Source organism: Amycolatopsis sp. NPDC003865, from assembly GCF_053605345.1.
On sequence record NZ_JBSGJA010000004.1, the window covers coordinates 360,390 to 377,169 of the forward strand.

Annotated in this window: 16 protein-coding genes; 6 read left to right on the forward strand and 10 right to left on the reverse strand. The window is 70.6% G+C overall.

Features of this window, described 5'->3' with window-relative positions; translation table 11 throughout:
* Positions 1 to 105 precede the first annotated feature (105 nt).
* Positions 106 to 1,386, forward strand: a complete 1,281-nt coding sequence (locus ACWEVP_RS13260) for a DUF222 domain-containing protein (protein ID WP_452062782.1) — start codon at positions 106 to 108, stop codon at positions 1,384 to 1,386.
* A 7-nt stretch (positions 1,387 to 1,393) separates the two neighbouring features.
* Here ACWEVP_RS13260 and mnmA read toward each other — a convergent pair whose 3' ends face one another.
* The 4 genes from mnmA to ACWEVP_RS13280 form a co-directional block, all read right to left on the reverse strand.
* Positions 1,394 to 2,485: a tRNA 2-thiouridine(34) synthase MnmA gene (gene mnmA / locus ACWEVP_RS13265; RefSeq protein ID WP_452062783.1), complete on the reverse strand. Its 1,092-nt coding sequence runs from the start codon at positions 2,483 to 2,485 to the stop codon at positions 1,394 to 1,396.
* A gap of 4 nt (positions 2,486 to 2,489) precedes the next feature.
* The gene (locus ACWEVP_RS13270) at positions 2,490 to 3,686 is read right to left on the reverse strand and encodes a cysteine desulfurase family protein (protein ID WP_452062784.1); all 1,197 of its coding nucleotides are present in this window, start codon (positions 3,684 to 3,686) and stop codon (positions 2,490 to 2,492) included.
* 64 nt (positions 3,687 to 3,750) lie between these two features.
* Positions 3,751 to 5,118 (reverse strand): MFS transporter, encoded by a 1,368-nt coding sequence (locus tag ACWEVP_RS13275; RefSeq protein WP_452062785.1) that lies wholly within the window; start codon positions 5,116 to 5,118, stop codon positions 3,751 to 3,753.
* Positions 5,119 to 5,162: 44 nt separating this feature from the next.
* Complete coding sequence (locus ACWEVP_RS13280) at positions 5,163 to 6,446, reverse strand: helix-turn-helix transcriptional regulator (RefSeq protein WP_452062786.1); 1,284 nt, start codon at positions 6,444 to 6,446, stop codon at positions 5,163 to 5,165.
* A 150-nt stretch (positions 6,447 to 6,596) separates the two neighbouring features.
* Here ACWEVP_RS13280 and ACWEVP_RS13285 point away from each other — a divergent pair, with 150 nt between their 5' ends.
* A complete protein-coding gene (locus ACWEVP_RS13285; RefSeq protein WP_452062787.1) occupies positions 6,597 to 7,499 on the forward strand; it encodes an NADP-dependent oxidoreductase in 903 nt (300 codons plus the stop codon).
* A 96-nt stretch (positions 7,500 to 7,595) separates the two neighbouring features.
* Here the strand turns inward: ACWEVP_RS13285 and ACWEVP_RS13290 are convergent, their stop codons facing one another.
* From ACWEVP_RS13290 to ACWEVP_RS13305, 4 genes are all read right to left on the reverse strand, one after another.
* The gene (locus ACWEVP_RS13290) at positions 7,596 to 8,477 is read right to left on the reverse strand and encodes a lysophospholipid acyltransferase family protein (RefSeq protein WP_452062788.1); all 882 of its coding nucleotides are present in this window, start codon (positions 8,475 to 8,477) and stop codon (positions 7,596 to 7,598) included.
* Positions 8,474 to 9,256 carry a GNAT family N-acetyltransferase gene (locus ACWEVP_RS13295; protein ID WP_452062789.1) on the reverse strand — a complete coding sequence of 261 codons (783 nt, stop codon included), beginning with the start codon at positions 9,254 to 9,256 and terminating at the stop codon, positions 8,474 to 8,476. Before ACWEVP_RS13295 ends, ACWEVP_RS13290 begins: the two co-directional genes overlap by 4 nt.
* Positions 9,257 to 9,414: 158 nt before the next feature.
* On the reverse strand, positions 9,415 to 10,374 hold the full coding sequence (locus ACWEVP_RS13300) for an electron transfer flavoprotein subunit alpha/FixB family protein (protein WP_452062790.1): 960 nt from the start codon (positions 10,372 to 10,374) through the stop codon (positions 9,415 to 9,417).
* Positions 10,375 to 10,402: 28 nt separating this feature from the next.
* Entirely contained in the window at positions 10,403 to 11,188 is a 786-nt protein-coding gene (locus tag ACWEVP_RS13305) for an electron transfer flavoprotein subunit beta/FixA family protein (RefSeq protein WP_452062791.1), read from the reverse strand.
* A 243-nt stretch (positions 11,189 to 11,431) separates the two neighbouring features.
* On the opposite strand from ACWEVP_RS13305, the gene ACWEVP_RS13310 reads away from it, so the two are divergent.
* Entirely contained in the window at positions 11,432 to 12,277 is an 846-nt protein-coding gene (locus ACWEVP_RS13310; protein ID WP_452062792.1) for a DegV family protein, read from the forward strand.
* Here ACWEVP_RS13310 and ACWEVP_RS13315 read toward each other — a convergent pair.
* Complete coding sequence (locus tag ACWEVP_RS13315; protein ID WP_452062793.1) at positions 12,255 to 12,680, reverse strand: hypothetical protein; 426 nt, start codon at positions 12,678 to 12,680, stop codon at positions 12,255 to 12,257. The genes ACWEVP_RS13310 and ACWEVP_RS13315 overlap by 23 nt on opposite strands.
* Positions 12,681 to 12,733: 53 nt before the next feature.
* Here ACWEVP_RS13315 and ACWEVP_RS13320 point away from each other — a divergent pair, with 53 nt between their 5' ends.
* The 3 genes from ACWEVP_RS13320 to ACWEVP_RS13330 are packed head-to-tail and all read left to right on the forward strand — an operon-like array spanning position 12,734 to position 15,508.
* Positions 12,734 to 13,507 carry a class I SAM-dependent methyltransferase gene (locus ACWEVP_RS13320; protein WP_452062794.1) on the forward strand — a complete coding sequence of 258 codons (774 nt, stop codon included), beginning with the start codon at positions 12,734 to 12,736 and terminating at the stop codon, positions 13,505 to 13,507.
* Positions 13,504 to 15,009 (forward strand): 1,4-alpha-glucan branching protein domain-containing protein, encoded by a 1,506-nt coding sequence (locus tag ACWEVP_RS13325; protein ID WP_452062795.1) that lies wholly within the window; start codon positions 13,504 to 13,506, stop codon positions 15,007 to 15,009. The genes ACWEVP_RS13320 and ACWEVP_RS13325 overlap by 4 nt, the downstream gene beginning before the upstream one ends.
* Positions 15,010 to 15,019: 10 nt before the next feature.
* Positions 15,020 to 15,508: a glutathione peroxidase gene (locus tag ACWEVP_RS13330; RefSeq protein WP_452062796.1), complete on the forward strand. Its 489-nt coding sequence runs from the start codon at positions 15,020 to 15,022 to the stop codon at positions 15,506 to 15,508.
* Between the two features lie 39 nt (positions 15,509 to 15,547).
* On the opposite strand, the gene ACWEVP_RS13335 is transcribed toward ACWEVP_RS13330, so the two are convergent.
* Positions 15,548 to 16,777, reverse strand: coding sequence for a YbiU family protein (locus ACWEVP_RS13335; protein ID WP_452062797.1), 1,230 nt, complete (start codon positions 16,775 to 16,777; stop codon positions 15,548 to 15,550).
* Positions 16,778 to 16,780: the final 3 nt, after the last annotated feature.

The following is a 16,780-nucleotide window of genomic DNA, read 5'->3' on the forward strand; positions in this document are numbered from 1 at the left end:
GCAAGTCAAGCCGCGAAGGGCGCGAAAGGGCCATTCGCTACCTTCAGCCACCCATTCCTCCGAACTTCGGTGACATTTCTTGCGTGTCCCCGTACGGTCGCGCTCATGACACCTTCACAACCGCTCCGCAAACTCGCTCCTGCGACCGGCCCCCGGAACTCGCACGACAAGCTCCCGTTCGTGCCGAGGACGGTCCGCACCGACCCGGAGACGTTGCAACGCATGAAAGACGAGCAGGTCGTCGACCTGATCCGCCACACCGACGCCGAGATCTCCAAGCTGCAGGCTCTTCAGCTACGAGCGATCGCGAACCTCAGTGTGCGCCGGAGACGGGCGCCCAGCGCCGCTTCGGAAGTGGCTTTGGCGCTGTCGATCACGGAACATCGCGCCGGTGCCATGGTTTCGGCGGCGAACGCACTGATCGCCCGGCTCCCCCGGATGCTCAACCTCATGGACGACGGCCGGCTCGACCTGTACCGCGCCATGAAAGTCGCGGACGCGACGGCGTGGCTGTCCCGAGACCACGCGCGCCTCGTCGATGCGACGCTCGAAGGCCGCGTACTGGGACGCAATGCCACCCAGGTCCGCCGTGCCGCAGCCTATGCGGCCGCCAAGGTGGATCCCGAAGGCGCGGCGCAACGCACTGATCGGAGCCTTGTCGAACGACGGCTGGCCCTGCACCACCAGGACGCCGGCGTAACCAGTCTGTCCATCAACAACGTGCCCACCGAGAAGGCGACCGCAGCGTTCACTCGCATCGATCGGGCCGCGCGAGCGTTGAAGACGCCCGAGGAGTCTCGAACGCTGGACCAGCTCCGCGCGGACGTGGCCACGGACCTGCTACTCAGCGGAACGGGCGGCCCGAACAACCGCGCCGAGGTGTTCCTGCACGTCGATCTGTTGACCTACCTCGGCATGAACGACTTGCCTGCGGCACTGGCGGGCCGCGGACCCATCGCGGCGTCGACGGCCCGCCGCATCCTCAGCGGGTCCGACACGACGATCCGTCGGGTCCTTACCGACCCGCGCACCGGCCAGGTGATCGAGCTGTCACCAACGCGATATCCCCTGGACCCGGCGCACGACGAGTTCATCCGGGTGCGGGACCGCGAGTGCCGGCAGCCCGGATGCACACGTCCCGCGCAGAACTGCGGGGTGGAACCGACTCGGGCGCACGGCGAGGTCAAAGAAGCCGCGGACCAGCCGGTCACCTACTGCACGCGGCACCGCAAGCTGAAAAGCCAGCCCGGTTGGGACTACGAAGTCACGTCGGGCGGCACGGTGAACGTCGCGACACCAGCGGGCCGCGTGCACTCGACCGAGCCACCGTCGATTCACTCCGGCCGACGGCGAGGTAACCGGAGCCGCAAGAAGCCACGGGAATAGCCGACGATCAGCGCGTGCCGGAGATCTTCGCGCTGCCCAGGACGACATCCCCGCCTTCGGCATCCGGCCGGTAGAGCACGACAACCTGGCCCGGGGCTACCCCGCGCAGGGGTTCGCGCAGGTGCAACGTCATCGCGTCGGAGTCCACGTCGGCGACCGCGTCGACGATGCCTCCGTGGGCCCTGACCTGCACCACGCACTCGGTCGGTTCGGTCAGCGGTTCACCGCTGGGCCAGATGGCGCGGTCGGCCTCGATCACCTTGACCCCGAGCCCGGCGGCGGAACCGACCTTGACGGAGCCGGAAACCGGCTCGAGGGAGAGGACGTACCGGGGACGACCGTCGGATGCGGGAGCTTCGATCCCGAGGCCCTTGCGCTGTCCGACAGTGAATCCGTGCACGCCCGTGTGCCGGCCGAGAACGGCACCGGTCTCGGCGTCGACGAGCTCGCCAGGACGCTGCCCGAGGCGGTCTTCCAAGAACTTCTTGGTGTCGCCGTCCGGGATGAAGCAGATGTCGTGGCTGTCAGGCTTGTTGGCGACGGACAGACCGCGTCGCTCAGCTTCCGCCCGGACCTCGGTCTTCCAGGAACCACCCAACGGGAACATGGCGTGGCTGAGCTGCTCCGCCGTGAGGGAGGCGAGCACGTAGGACTGGTCCTTGCCGCTGTCCGCACTACGACGCAATTCCGGCACGCCGTCCACTACGGACAGGCGCGCGTAGTGGCCTGTCGCGACCGCGTCGAAGCCGAGTGCCATCGCCTTCTCGAGGAGAGCTTCGAACTTGATCTTCTCGTTACAGGTGACACACGGATTCGGCGTGCGTCCAGCGGCGTACTCGCCGACGAAAGTCTCAACGACCTCTTCGGTGAAGCGCTCCGCGAAATCCCAGATGTAGAAGGGAATTCCGAGGATGTCGGCGGCCCGCCGGGCGTCGTGCGAGTCTTCGATCGTGCAGCAGCCACGCGAGCCGGTTCGCAAGGTACCCGGCTTGGCCGACAGCGCCAGGTGCACGCCGACGACGTCGTGCCCGGCGTCGACCGCGCGCGCGGCGGCGACCGCTGAGTCCACTCCTCCGCTCATGGCGGCCAAAACCCGCATTGACTTACACCTCTTGCTTCTGGGTCTGCTTGCGCATTCCGGCCAGGCCGGCCTGACGTGCGCGCGTGACAACGCCGCCGATCTCGGCGGCAACGGCCTCGACGTCCGCGGCAGTGGATGTGTGGCCAAGGGAAAACCGGAGAGAGCCCCGGGCCGCCGCTGGATCGGCGCCCATGGCGAGCAGCACGTGGCTCGGCTGGGCGACGCCTGCCGTGCACGCGGAGCCCGTTGAGCATTCGATGCCCTTGGCGTCGAGCAGCATCAGGAGGCTGTCGCCGGCGCAACCGGGGAACGTGAAGTGAGCGTGGCCCGGCAGCCGGTCGCCGTCGCCGCCGTTGAGAATCGCGTCGGGAACCTCGGTTTGGACGACTTCGATGAGTCCGTCCCGGAGCTCTTCGACGCGCTTCGCGTATTCGGCTCGGGTCGCGACGCTGGCTCGGACCGCGGCCGCGAAACCGACGATCGCCGGAACGTCGAGAGTGCCGGAGCGGACGCTGCGCTCCTGGCCGCCGCCGTGCAGCAACGGCACGCAGGTCACGTCGCGGCCGAGCAGGAGCGCACCCACGCCGAACGGACCACCGAGCTTGTGCCCGGTCAACGTGAGTGCGGCGGCGCCGCTGGCCGCGAAGTCGACCGGTACGGCACCGACGGCCTGAACGGCGTCGGTGTGGAGCGGGATGTCGAACTCCGCGCACACCGCTCCCAGCTCGGCGACCGGGTTGATCGTGCCGACCTCGTTGTTGGCCCACATCACCGTCACCAGCGCGACGGTGTCGGGATCCGCGGCGATGGCGGCGCGGAGGACCTCCGGTGAGACGCGGCCCTGGCTGTCGACTTCCAGCAGCGTGATCTCGGCGCCGCAATGAGATTCGAGCCATTCGACTGTGTCCAGCACGGCGTGGTGCTCAGCGGCTCCGCAGAGGATGCGACGACGCCGCTCGTGCTCGTCGTGTCGGGCCCAGTAGATGCCCTTGAGCGCGAGGTTGTCGCTCTCGGTGCCGCCACCGGTGAAGATCACCTCGGAGGGGCGGGCGCCCAGGGCGTCGGCGATGGTTTCGCGGGCTTCCTCGACCATCCGCCGGGCACGACGGCCCGAAGAGTGCAGCGCGGAGGCGTTGCCCACGTTGGACAGCGCCTCGGTCATCGCCGCTACGGCTTCGGGCAACATCGGAGTGGTCGCCGCGTGGTCGAGATAGGTCATCGCCTCTTCAGGGTAGTCCGCTCCACCGCGTGACGAAGCCCACCCTGGCCCTCGAAGTGGGCTGTCACACCTTCGACGGCCAGCGTCCGGTCAGCCGGACCCCCAGCAGCGCCAGGGCCACCAGGGCCACCGTGAGCAGGGCCATCGCCGGCGATGGATCCAGAACCGACCCGGCCACGCTGAGCAGGACGCCACCCAGGCCGATGAGCAGCGCCGACCCCACCCAGTCGGCCAGCTGCACGGCCGAGGTGGTGAAACCGCGCTCGCCCTCGGGTGAGTACCGGAGCAGGAGGACGGAGATAGCGGGCATCGCGATCCCCATGCCGGCGCCCCCGACCGCGCAGGCCACGAACGCCGGCCAGGCGGGGAACCAGGGTTGCGAGACCAGGCCGAAGCCGACCAGACCCGCCGCGACCAGCCAGAACCCCGTGCGCAGCGATGCCTCCCGGGACCAGTTCAGGTACCGCCCTTGCGCCGCCGATGCCGCGGACCAGCCCAGCGCCGTGATGGTCAGCGGCAGTCCCGCGAGGGCCGGGCTGTAGCCGTGCACCGCGGTCATCGTCAGCGGCAGGTACGCCTCCATTCCGGCGTACGCGCCGGCGATCAGGGCGCGGGACGCGACCACCGTCGGCAGGCCGGGGCGGGAGGACAGCGTCCCGGTCGGGAGCAGCGTCCGGAGGGCGTAGCCCAAGGCCGCGAGACCGGCCGTGCCGTAGACGAGGGCCAGTAGCGATTGGTGCTGGGCCGCCCACGTCAACGCCGCGACACCGAGGGCCGCGATGACCGCCTGGACCACGCCCGCGCGTCGGCCGCCGACAGAGGGCAGGTGGGCCGGGAGGCGGCGGACGACCACGACCAGCATCGCCACGCCGGCGACCACCAGCGGGACCAGGCCCAGGAACACCCAGCGCCAGCCGATGCTGACCGTCACCACGCCGGCCACGGAGGGGCCGACCACCGCCGGCAGGACCCAGGCGGCCGCGTTCGCCGCGTAGATCACCGGGCGTTCCTGGTCGGTGAACGTCAACGCGATCAGCAGCGAAACCGACACCAGCAGCAGCCCCGACCCGAAGCCCTGCAACGCGCGGCCGAAGAGGAACGTCGGCATCCCGGTCGCCGTCCCCGCGACGACCAGGCCGGCCGCGAACAACACCGGTCCCGCGAGCAACGCAGGCGCCGGGCCGCGACGGTCGCCGATTCGGCCTGACAGCACCGTCGCGACGACGCTCGAGATCAGGAAGATCGTGAACGGCCACGAGTACAGCGACTGGCCGTGCAGGTCGGCGACCAGCGTCGGCATCGCCGTCGCGACGCCCATGTTCTCGAACGCGACCAACGTGACCACCAGCAGCAGCGCGATCGTGGTCAGGCGGTGTTCCGCGGTCCACAGCACGCTGCGGCGACGGGGTGCGGAGTCGAGCGTCGAGGCCATGATCAGCAGCGTGCAACCTCCAGCCCGCTGGAGGTCAAGCCGGTTCAGGCCGTGCGACGCGTCACCGATTCCAGACGCAGGTCGCGGGCCAGGGCGGCGGCCTCGCCACGGGAGCTCACGTCCAGCTTGTCCAGGATGTTGCGGACGTGGAACTTCACCGTGTGCTCGCTGAGCTGCAGTTGTTCGGCGATCTGCCGGTTGCGCAGGCCCTGCGAGATCCCCGTCAGGACTTCGACCTCACGCGGGTTGAGCCGGTCGAGGGGACGCAGCTCCGGCGGCTCGGCGACGCCGAGCGGGAGGACCGCGGTGACCGTCGTCCCCCAGCCGGGCACCGCGTCGACCTCCCAGTGGCCGCCGAGGGCCGTGAGCCGGTCGGTCAGGCCGCGGGCCGGGATGGCGTCGGCGACTTCGGGGCTGTCGTCGCGGACCGTGATGCGCAGTACCGCGCCGTCCAGCCGCCAGGACGCCCGCAGCCGCGTGGTCGCCGGGCGGTCCAAAGCCGCGAGCACCAGGCCGCGGGTCATCGTCCGCGCCGTGTGGGCGATGTCCTGCGGAAGGGATGCGTCACCGACCGGTTCGACCAGGTCCACGTCGACCTCGGTGTGCTGGACCAGCTCGGCGAGCTGGGTCGTGAGCAGGGCGAAGGCCGCGGCCGCCCGTTGCTCGGAGAGGGCTTGGTCGCGGTCGACGACACCCTTCAGTTCGAGCAGCGCGTCGCGGGCCAGGTCGGCCGCGGTGCGGCGGGCGACGACGTCGGAGAGACGTGACGAGCGCAGCACCGCCAAGAGGGTCGTCAGGGTCGCCGCGTGGGTCTGGCCGAGGTCCGTGATCGCGTGGGCCCGGGCGGTGGCCGCAGCGAGATTGCTCGCCAGGACGTCCGGGCCCGGGTCGGCCGCGCGCTGGCCCGCGTCGGTGCTGAGGATGTGCCACAGCTGTGCGGCCAGCTCCAGTTCGGGCGTCGGCAGTTCGCCCTCCGCCGGTACCACGGCCAGCACGGCGCCCTTGCCGACGGCCGGCATCGACGAAAAGAGGACGAGACGGCGTTCGACGCCGCCCAGCACGCCGTCGACCACCAGGGCCTTGCCGGGCTCGCTGCGGTCGACCAGCCGTTGCAGCTCGACGCTCGTCACGGCCTGAGCGATCGCCTGGTCGCCGACGACCTTCAGCGGGCTGCGCGGGCAGTCCCCGGTCTGCATGGCGGCCGCGTGGTGCGGGATCAGCTTGCCCAGCTCGTCGGAAAACCGGCCGAGCAGGTGCGGCCGCGGCGCCGACAGGAGCCGTTCGACGACGTCCAGCACGTGTCGCGGATCCGACCACGAAGCATCCATGCCGTCCAAGGTAGGCGCGGGCGCGGTGCGGCGGCCTGCTCGTCCGGCTGGTGAACACTGCTCGTCCGGGTGGTTCGGCCGGAATACCACGCGAGTTGACTCGTTGGGGAGGACATTCGAGAGTCACGAAAGCGAGGAGCGCAGACAACCATGCGAGCGATCACCTTCTCCACCTACGGCGGGCCGGACGTCCTGCAGCTGTCCGAGGTCCCGGTGCCGGAACCCGGCCCGGGGCAGGTACGGCTGGCCGTCCGGGCCGCCGGGATCAACCCGATCGACTGGAAGATCCGCAACGGCTTCATGCGGCAGAACTTCGAGGTCGACCTCCCGCACATTCCCGGTCTCGAAGTGGCCGGTGTCGTCGACGCCGTCGGCGAGGGCGCGGACTTCGCCGTCGGTGACGAGGTGTTCGGCTGGTCCGAGACCGGCGCCTACGCCGAGTACGCGCTGGCGAAGACGCTCGCACCCAAGCCCGCCGGCATTTCATGGGCGGACGCGGCCGCGCTTCCGGTCGCCGGCGAGACCGCCCTTCGCGTACTCGGTCTGCTCGAGGTCCGCGAAGGCGAGACGCTGCTGGTGCTCGGCGCCAGCGGCACGGTCGGGCGCTTCGCCGCGCAGGTGGCCATCGCGCGGGGCGCCACCGTCATCGGCACCGCCGGCAGCCGCAATCTCGACGACCTCAAGTCGCTGGGGATCGTGCCGGTGCGCTACGGCGACGGCTGGGTGGAGCGGGTCCGCGAGGCCGCGCCCGGGCCGGTGGACGCCGTGTTCGACGCCGCCGGCCACGGGGTGCTGCCGGGGTCGATCGAGCTGCGGGGCACGAAGGACCGGATCGTCACCATCGCCGACGGAGCCGCCTTCGAGCTGGGGATCCCGTTCTCGAGCGGGGGCGAACAGTCGCGCGAGGTCCTGACCGGGATCGCCGGCTGGGTGACCGACCGCGGGCTCCGGATCGCGCAGGGCAAGAGCTACCCGCTCGAGGACGCGGCGGCCGCGCAGGTCGAGAGCGAGGACGGCCACCCGGGCGGCAAGCTCACGCTCGCGATCGGCTGAACGCGAAAGGGCCTGTCGCCGGATTACGACGACAGGCCCGTGCGAAACGGCGAACCAACCCGGGCCTGTCGCCGGATCGCGGCGACAGGGCCCGGATCACTTCGCGGGAGGCGAAGCCAGGGAGACCCGCTGAGCAGCGATCCGGCGCCGCTGCTGGGCCGGGATCTTGACCGTCCCCAGTGCCGAATGCACGGCCGCCTCGGCGAGCGCCGCCAGTTCACGACGGTTCTCCGCGCGGCCCGGGGCGATCTCCGGGCAGATGTGGACCTCGAGCACCAGCCCGCGCAACGCCGCGACCCGGCGCAGGGAAGCGATCAGCGATTCTGGGCCGATGAACGCGGGACGGCTCGTCTCGCGGCCGTCGGCCAGGCGGTACCGCAGCGCGATCGGGCGGACCGGGACGCCGCCGTCGATGGCCGCCTGGAACGTCGCGGTCGTAAAGCGGCCGGACGCCAGCCCGCACCACGTCGTGCCTTCCGGGGTCACGCTCACCAGCGAGCCGGTCCGGAGCGCGTCGGCCAGGGACGCCATCGTGGCCGGCAGCGTGGTCAGCCGTTCGCGGTCGAGGAAGATGCTGCCGCCGCGGCGGACGAGTCCGCCCAGCACCGGCCAGCCCGCGATCTCCTTCTTGGCCAGCGCGCGCATCGGCCGCAGGGCGTTGATCGCGATGATGTCCAGCCACGAGATGTGGTTGTTGACCACCAGCGCGCCACGGCCGGCGGGCGCGGTCAGGAAGTCGCCGCCGCCCCGGATGTCGAGGCGGACGCCGAACGCCCGCAGCATGCTGCGGAAGACCAGCCGGAGCCGGTACTCGCGGCCCCAGGAGACCAGCAGCAGGGGCGCCGTCAGCATGGCCGAAAAAACGACCAGGACCGCCGCCGTGACGCGCAGGACGCGTCGCGGGAAAGCGACCACGGGGTCGCCTTCGGTCAGGCAGCCGTCGCCGCACGGCGACGTCGGCATGTAGGCGTGGCTCATACCTGGACCCCGAGGAAGAACTTCAGGTACCGCTCGTCGACGTTGTGCAGGTCCAGCACGACGAAGAAGTCCGCGACGCCGAAGTCGGCGTCGAGCGCGGGCGGGCCGTAGGCCTTGGCGCCGAGCCGGACGTAGCCCTTGATCAGCGGCGGCAGGATCGAGCGGTCGGGGCGGTCGATCCCCGACGCGTCCCACGGGATCAGCGGCGAGACGCGCGTCGCCTCGTCCGAGTAGTGCTTGGCGCGCAGGACGTCCCAGACGCCGGCGGCGAAGGAACCGCCGTCCACCAGTGGGACGGACGCGCAGCCGGCGAGGTACCGGTGGCCGGACAGCAGCATGTACCGGGCGATCCCGGCCCAGACCAGGCTGACGACGGCGCCGCTGCGGTGGTCCGGGTGCACGCACGACCGCCCGGTTTCGACCAGGGACGGCCGAAGCGCGTCGAGGGCGCTCAGGTCGAACTCGCTGTCGGCGTAGAGCTTCCCAGCCTGGGCAGCGCGTTCCGGCGGCAGCATCCGGTAGGTGCCGACGATTTCGCCCGTGTTGTCGTCGCGGACGACGAGGTGGTCGCAGAACTCGTCGAACTCGTCGACGTCGAGGCCGGCGACCGGAGAGTGCAGCCGCGCGCCCATCTCCTCGGCGAAAACCCGGTGCCGCAGTTTCTGCGCGGCGACCACTTCTTCGTTCGCGTGGGCGACGAGAAGGGAGTACCGGGGAGCGTCCGCGGGGAGGTCGGCACCCGCCTGATCAGTGCTGACGAGGAGCTGTGACGTCGTCATGGTCAAGGTGTACCCGCGCGTTGGAAGCCGCGGAGAGTGCCATCCGATGACCGATTAGTGCACGTTCAGTTAATGGCGGGTTCTCAGGCTTCTCTCAGGTCCCGGAAACGCGCGAAGGGCCTTCCGGGTGATCCCGGAAGGCCCTTCGGAGCAAGCGATCAGCCCTTGCGCTTCTCGACCGCTTCGGTCAGCTGCGGCGCGACGTTGAACAGGTCGCCGACGATGCCGAAGTCGGCGATCTCGAAGATCGGCGCCTCCGGGTCCTTGTTGACGGCGATGATCGTCTTCGACGTCTGCATGCCGGCGCGGTGCTGGATCGCGCCGGAGATGCCGAGGGCGATGTACAGCTGCGGCGACACGGTCTTGCCGGTCTGGCCCACCTGGAACTGCGCCGGGTAGTAGCCGGAGTCGACGGCGGCACGCGACGCGCCGACGGCCGCGCCGAGCGAGTCGGCCAGCTTCTCGACGACGTCGAACTTCTCCGCCGAGCCGACACCGCGGCCACCGGAGACCACGATCGAGGCCTCGGTCAGCTCCGGACGGTCACCGCCGGTCACCGGCTCGACGCCGGTGATCTTGGTGGCCTTCGCCGCATCGACGGCGGGGATCTCGACGGTCTCCTCGGCCGCCGCGCCCTCGGCCGGCTCGGCCTCGACCGCACCCGGGCGGATGGACACGACCGGCGCGCCCTTCGCGGACTTCGACTTCACCGAGAACGCGCCACCGAAGATGGACTGGTCGATGACGCCGTCGCCGTTGACGCCCACGGCGTCGTAGATCAGGCCGGAACCCAGGCGCACGGCCAGGCGGGCGGCGACCTCCTTGCCCTCACCGCTGGCGGTGACGAGCACGGCGGCCGGGGACGCGGACTGCGCGAGCGCGGCGAGCACGTCCACCTTGGGCGTGACCAGGTAGTTCGCGGCGTCGTCGCCTTCCGCGACATACACCTTGGCGGCGCCGTGCGACGCCAGCGACTGCTTCGCCTTGGCGGCGGTCCCGGTCGGGCCGACGACGACGGCCGACGGCTCACCGAGCGCGCGGGCGGCGGTCAGCAGCTCGAGCGTGACCTTCTTGACCTCACCGTCGACGTGGTCGACGAGGACGAGTACTTCAGCCATGTTCTTGTTCCTCCTCGAAGAGCCGTTGTCAGATGAGCTTCTGGCCGACCAGGTACTCGGCGACCTTGGTGCCGCCGTCGCCCTCGTCTTCGACCTTCTCGCCGGCGGTGCGCGGCGGCTTCGGCGCGGATTCGGTCACGGTGGACCACGCGTTGCCGAGGCCGACCTCGCCCGCGTCGACGCCCAGGTCGGCGATGGTGAACGTCTCGACCGGCTTCTTCTTCGCGGCCATGATGCCCTTGAAGGACGGGTAGCGCGGCTCGTTGATCTTCTCGCCGACGCTCACCACGGCGGGCAGGTTCGCCTCGAGGCGGGTGAGACCGTCCTCGGTCTCGCGGACGGCCTTGATGGTCGAACCTTCGACCGTGACCTCGCGGGCGTAGGTGACCTGCGGCAGGCCGAGCAGCTCGGCGAGGATCGCGGGGACGGCGCCGCCGCGGCCGTCGGAGGACTCGTTGCCGGCGATGATCAGGTCGAAGCCTTCGACCTTCGAGATCGCGGCGGCGAGCACCTTGGCGGTGGCGATCGCGTCGGAGCCGTGCAGCGCCTCGTCGGAGACGTGGATGGCCTTGTCGGCGCCCATGGACAGCGCCTTGCGGATGGCGTCGGTCGCGCGGTCCGGGCCCACCGAGATCACGGTGACCTCGCCCTCGCCGGCTTCCTTGATCTTCAGCGCCTCTTCGACGGCCTTCTCGTTGATCTCGTCGAGCACGGCGTCGGCGGATTCGCGGTCAAGGGTGTGGTCGGACCCGTTGAGCTTCCGCTCCGAGTAGGTGTCCGGTACCTGCTTGACCAGGACGACGATGTTGGTCATGGGTCTGCTTCGACCTCCCGGTTCGTGGCCCGCGGAAGACCACGGGACAGTGCTCTACTGGCCGGTAGATTAGGGCCGATCGGCGCCCAGCACCCGCCGAGGTGACGCCTTTCACCTGGATGCGCAATTTAATGGGACCATCGTCCCGGTAGTCGACCGGTTACCCCACCTGAACTGCCGTTCGTCCGATCGGACCAACCACGGCCTACTCGCAGTGGGTGTCAGGCATTAACCTCCCCCACCATGCCCGCGCGCATCGCCGTCATCACCGACTCGAGCTCCTGCCTGCCCGACCTCGTCGCCTCCCGCTGGGCCATCGGAGTCGTCCAGATCCAGCTGAACCTGGGTGGTCACTTCGACGACGAGAACCGCTTCGACCGCGGCGAGGTGATCGACGCGCTGAGAGCCGGGCAGGTACTGACCACTTCGCCCCCGGACCCGGGGGCGTTCTTCTGGACCTACCAGGAAGCGGCCGCATCGGGCGCGACCGCCATCGTCAGCATCCACATCTCCGGCCGCATGTCCGACACCGTCCGCGCGGCCCGGGAGGCCGCCCAGCAGGTCCGCATCCCGGTGCACGTCCTGGACAGCCGCACCACCGGGATGAGCCTCGGGTTCGCCGCGGTGTCCGCGGCCCGGGCGGCCGCGGCGGGCGCCGACGCCGCGCGGGTCATCGAAGCCGCCGAACGCCGCTGCTTCACCAGCACCGAGTTCATCTACGTCGACACGCTGGAGTACCTCCGCCGCGGTGGGCGGATCGGCGCCGCGCAGGCCATGCTCGGCACGGCGTTTTCGATCAAGCCGCTGCTCACGGTCAAGGACGGCGAGGTCGCGCCGCTGGCCCGCGTCCCCGGCACGCGGCGGGCGCTGGCCAAGATGGTCGACCTCGCGGTCAAGAAGTCCGGCGGCTTCCGCGCCGACATCGCCGTGACCCGGTTCGGCGCCAGCGACCACGAGCTCGAGATCGGCAGGCAGATCGAACGCCGGGTGCCGGCGATGGCCGAGAGCATGGTCGTCGAAGCGAGCACGGTCATCGGCGCGCACCTCGGCCCCGGCGCGCTCGGCATCACGGTGTCGCCGGTGTACTGACCCGCCGTCCCGGGATCGCGAGCACCAGGAGCGGGACCACGACCCCGAGCCCGGTCGCAGCGATGATCAGCACCTGGTCGATCCGCTCGAAGTGCGACACGTGGCCGAGGTGGTAGCGGAAGTGCGGCAAGCCGAACAGCAGCGCGGCCACGCCGGCGAGGCGCGCCACGGCTGTGGTGGCGATCACGGCGGCTCCGACCAGCAGCGCGGCGAGCGTCAGGTTGAGGCCGCCGAAGTCGCGCAGGAGGTGCTCGTTGAAGGGCCCGTCCATCGAGACCCAGCCGGTGCGGAATCCGGGAAAGTCCTGGTAGAAGCCGGTCGGCGAGACCAGTGGCCAAGTTCCGACCACGGCCTCGACCAGGCCGAAGAAGACGAGCAGTACGCGGGTGGTTGTCCGTTGCATGACCACGGAACGAGACGGCCGGGCCGGACGTGACACCCGCTAGTGTCGCGGAGGTGACCACCCCAGCCACCCGGGCCGAGGCGCTGCACCTGACCGGCGAACGGACCGTCCCCGGCATCGCCGAGGAGAACTACTGGTTCCGCCGCCACGAGGCCGCCTACCTCGCTCTGCTCCCCCACTGCGCGGACGCGACGGTGCTCGAAGCCGGCTGCGGCGAGGGCTACGGCGCGAGCCTCCTCGCGACGACGGCCCGCCGGGTGCTCGCGCTGGACTACGACGTGCCGACCACCGAGCACGTCGCCCGCCGCTACCCCGACGTCGCCGTCGCGCGGGCGAACCTGGCGTTCCTGCCGGTCCGGGACGGCGCGGTCGACGTCGTGGCCAATTTTCAGGTCATCGAGCACCTGTGGGATCAGGCCGGGTTCCTCGCCGAGTGCCGGCGGGTGTTGTCACCGGGCGGCAAACTGCTGGTCACGACCCCGAACCGGCTGACCTTCACCCCGGACAGCGACACGCCGCTGAACCCGTTCCACACCCGTGAGCTGGCGCCGGCCGAGCTGGCCGGGCTGCTCACCGACGCCGGCTTCGCCGTCGAGTCGCTGCACGGCCTGCACCACGGCGACGCCGTGCGCGCGCTCGACGAGCGGTACGGCGGTTCGATCATCGACGCCCAGCTCGACGTGGTCATGGGCTCGCTGCCCGGCCAAGCCGTGTGGCCCGCGGAATTGCTCGCCGACGTCGCCGCGATCGAAGCGTCCGGTTTCGCCGTCCACGGCGACGACCTCGACGCGAGCCTCGACCTGGTCGCCGTGGCGGTGCGCCGATGAACGAAGGCACGTTCTGCTTGGTCCTGCACAGCCACCTGCCGTGGCTGCCGCACCACGGGAGCTGGCCGGTCGGCGAGGAATGGCTGTACCAGGCGTGGGCGCATTCGTACCTGCCGATGGTCGACCTGCTCGAACGCTTTGCCGCCGAGGGGCGCCGGGACGTGCTCACACTGGGCGTGACGCCGGTGCTCGCCGCGCAGCTGGACGACCCGTACAGCATCCGAACGTTTCACGACTGGCTCGGCCACTGGCAGCTGCGCGCCCAGCACGCGTCGACACTGTGGCGCGGCGACCCGACCCTGCGCGAGCTGGCCGCGGCCGAGCACCGGACCGCGGTCCGCGCGGCCGAGGAGCTGGGGACGCGCTGGCGGCACGGCTTCTCCCCCATTCTTCGTTCGCTGGTCGACAACGCGACGATCGAGCTGCTCGGCGGACCGCTGGCCCACCCGTTCCAGCCGCTGCTGGACCCGCGGGTGCGCGAGTTCGCGCTGACCGCCGGCCTCGCTGACACGGAGCTGCGGCTCGGGTCGCGTCCCGAGGGAATTTGGGCGCCGGAGTGCGGCTACGCGCCTGGTATGGAAAACGGCTACGCGGCCGCGGGCGTGCGCCGATTCATGGTCGACGGGCCGTCGCTGCGCGGCGAGACGTGGGCGGCGCGCCCGGTCGGCGGCAGCGACGTGGTCGCTTTCGGACGAGACCTCGAAGTCACCTACCGCGTCTGGTCGCCGAAGGCCGGCTACCCCGGCCACGCGGCCTACCGCGACTTCCACACGTGGGCGCACGAGGTCGGGCTCAAGGCGTCGCGCGTCACCGGCAAGACGGTCGAGCCGGTGGACAAGGCGCCGTACGACCCGTCGCTGGCCGCGGACGTGCTGGGGCTGCACGTCAAGGACTTCGTCGACACGGTCGTCACCCGGCTGCGTTCGCTGAAGGCGCAACACGGCCGTGAGGCGCTCGTGGTCGCCGCGTACGACACGGAACTGTTCGGCCACTGGTGGCACGAAGGCCCGGCGTGGCTCGAAGGCGTGCTGCGCGCGCTGCCCGAGGCGGGCGTCCGCGTGACGACGCTGAAGGGCGCGCTCGACGCCGGGCTCGTCGGCGAGCCGATCGACCTGCCGGCGTCGTCGTGGGGGTCGGGCAAGGACTGGCGCGTCTGGGACGGCGAGCAGGTCAAGGACATGGTCGACGCCAACACCGCGCTGCAGCGGCGGCTGCTCGACCTCGTTGCCGGTTTGCCGACCACGGCTCGCGACACCGTCGCCGACCAGGCCGTGGCCGAGGCGATGCTGGCCCTGGAGAGCGACTGGGCGTTCATGGTCACCAAGGACTCGGCCGCGGACTACGCGCGCCGTCGCGCGGCGGTCCACACCGAGCGCTTCGACGCGTTGGCCGATTTGCTGCGACGCGGCGACCGCGCGCGGGCCGGGCAGCTGGCCGCGGCCTACCGCGCCGACGACGGACCGTTCGGGCACCTCGACGCCCGGGCGTTGAAGCACGACTGAAGGGACCTTCATGGGGATCCACGAAATTCCGGTCAAGACCCTCGACGGGCAGGACAGCTCTCTGGGCTCGCTCGCCGGCAAGGCGCTGCTCGTGGTCAATGTGGCGTCGAAGTGCGGCCTGACCCCGCAGTACTCCGGCCTCGAGCGGCTTCAGGAACGCTTCGGCGGCCAGGGCTTCTCCGTGGTCGGTTTTCCGTGCAACCAGTTCGCGGGACAGGAGCCGGGCAGCGCGGAGGAGATCCAGACGTTCTGCTCGACGACCTACGGCGTCACGTTCCCGCTGTTCGAGAAGATCGACGTCAACGGCGAGGGCCGGCACCCGCTGTACGCGGAACTGACCAAGACAGCCGACGCCGAGGGTGAGACCGGCGATGTCCAGTGGAACTTCGAGAAGTTCCTGGTCGGCGCGGACGGCGAGGTCCTGGCGCGGTTCCGGCCGCGGACCGAGCCCGAGGACGAGAACGTCGTCAAGGCCATCGAGGCCGCTCTCCCGGCGTGAGCCGGCCGCGCCGGGCTTTCGGGCCCGGCGCGGCAGCGTTCACAGGCCGAGCTGCTCGCGGCCGACCGCTGTGAGGTCGTCGATCGTGGCGCGGCCCGTCCAGTTCACTTCGTAGTCCTCGGGCGCGAAGTCGCCCGGGCTCGCTCCGGTCAGGAACGCGCGGCCGCACTTTTCGGCGTAGGCCGCGTTCTTCGGACAGAGCGGGCTCGCCGGGATGTACAGGACGTTGCCCCAGCGGTCCGGGTTGGTGCCGTCGGCGACCGCGTGGATGACGTCGCCGTGCCACCAGACCGTGTCTCCGGGTTCGATGCCGGGGATCGAGGTCAGCGCCGGCAGCAGGTCGTCGTGGTATTTGTCGTTCACCGGCAACGCCTGGCCGTTGACCGCGCCGCAGAGGTCGTCGTCGGGGATGTCGTCCTGCAGCGCGCGAAGCAGCACGTATGCCATGGCCGACGGGATCGGCACGACGTGCAGCACGCCGTCGCCCTGGCGCATTTCCGACAACGCCGTCCAGCCCTGGAAGGTACGGAAGGCCGAACACATGACCGTTGACGGGTATTCGTCCACTTCGGTGCGGTAAGCGCCGTCCCACGGGTCGTACTCTTGCCAGTTTCCGGCGAAGACGTGGCGGAAGACCTGCTGGTAGGCGGGCAGCAGCCAGCGCTCGACCGAGCCGGAGTCGGTGTGGGCGGACAAGCCGAGCGACGCCGAGCCGGGCGGGCGGCGCCGGATGCGGTCGGGGTAGGCCGTGTCGCGATCGGGGTCGAACCAGACGCGCCCCTCGGACTCGTGCCGCCAGAAGGAGTTGAGGAACCGCCGGACGGCGACCATGTGCTCGTGCTGGCGGGCCTGGATCTGCGGCTTCGACCAGTAGACCGGGTAGATCTGCGGCTGGCTCGACGCGAGCCCGGCGAAGACGTCGTCGGCCGGGCCCTGGTAGGTCCCGGCGAAATCGTTGTCGGCGAGGTAGGCGGCCAGCTCCGAGTCCCACGCTTCGGCCGTTTCGCGCGCGAAGGTGCCTTTCACGACGGCACAGCCGCGGCGCCGGACGGCGTCGAGCGTGCGCTGCGGCACGGTGCCGTCGGCGATGTCCCGATAACGAACAACGGGGAAGGCGTCCGGGTCGGCGGCGACGGCGTCGACCTCGCGCCGCATCCGGTCGCGGATTCCGGCGAACGCGCCGGCGACGTCGCCGATCCGGGCGCGCAGCTCGCGCTTGGTCCGCGAGACGGCCTCGGACATGTTCGCGGGCAGCTCTGTGGACGTCATCGG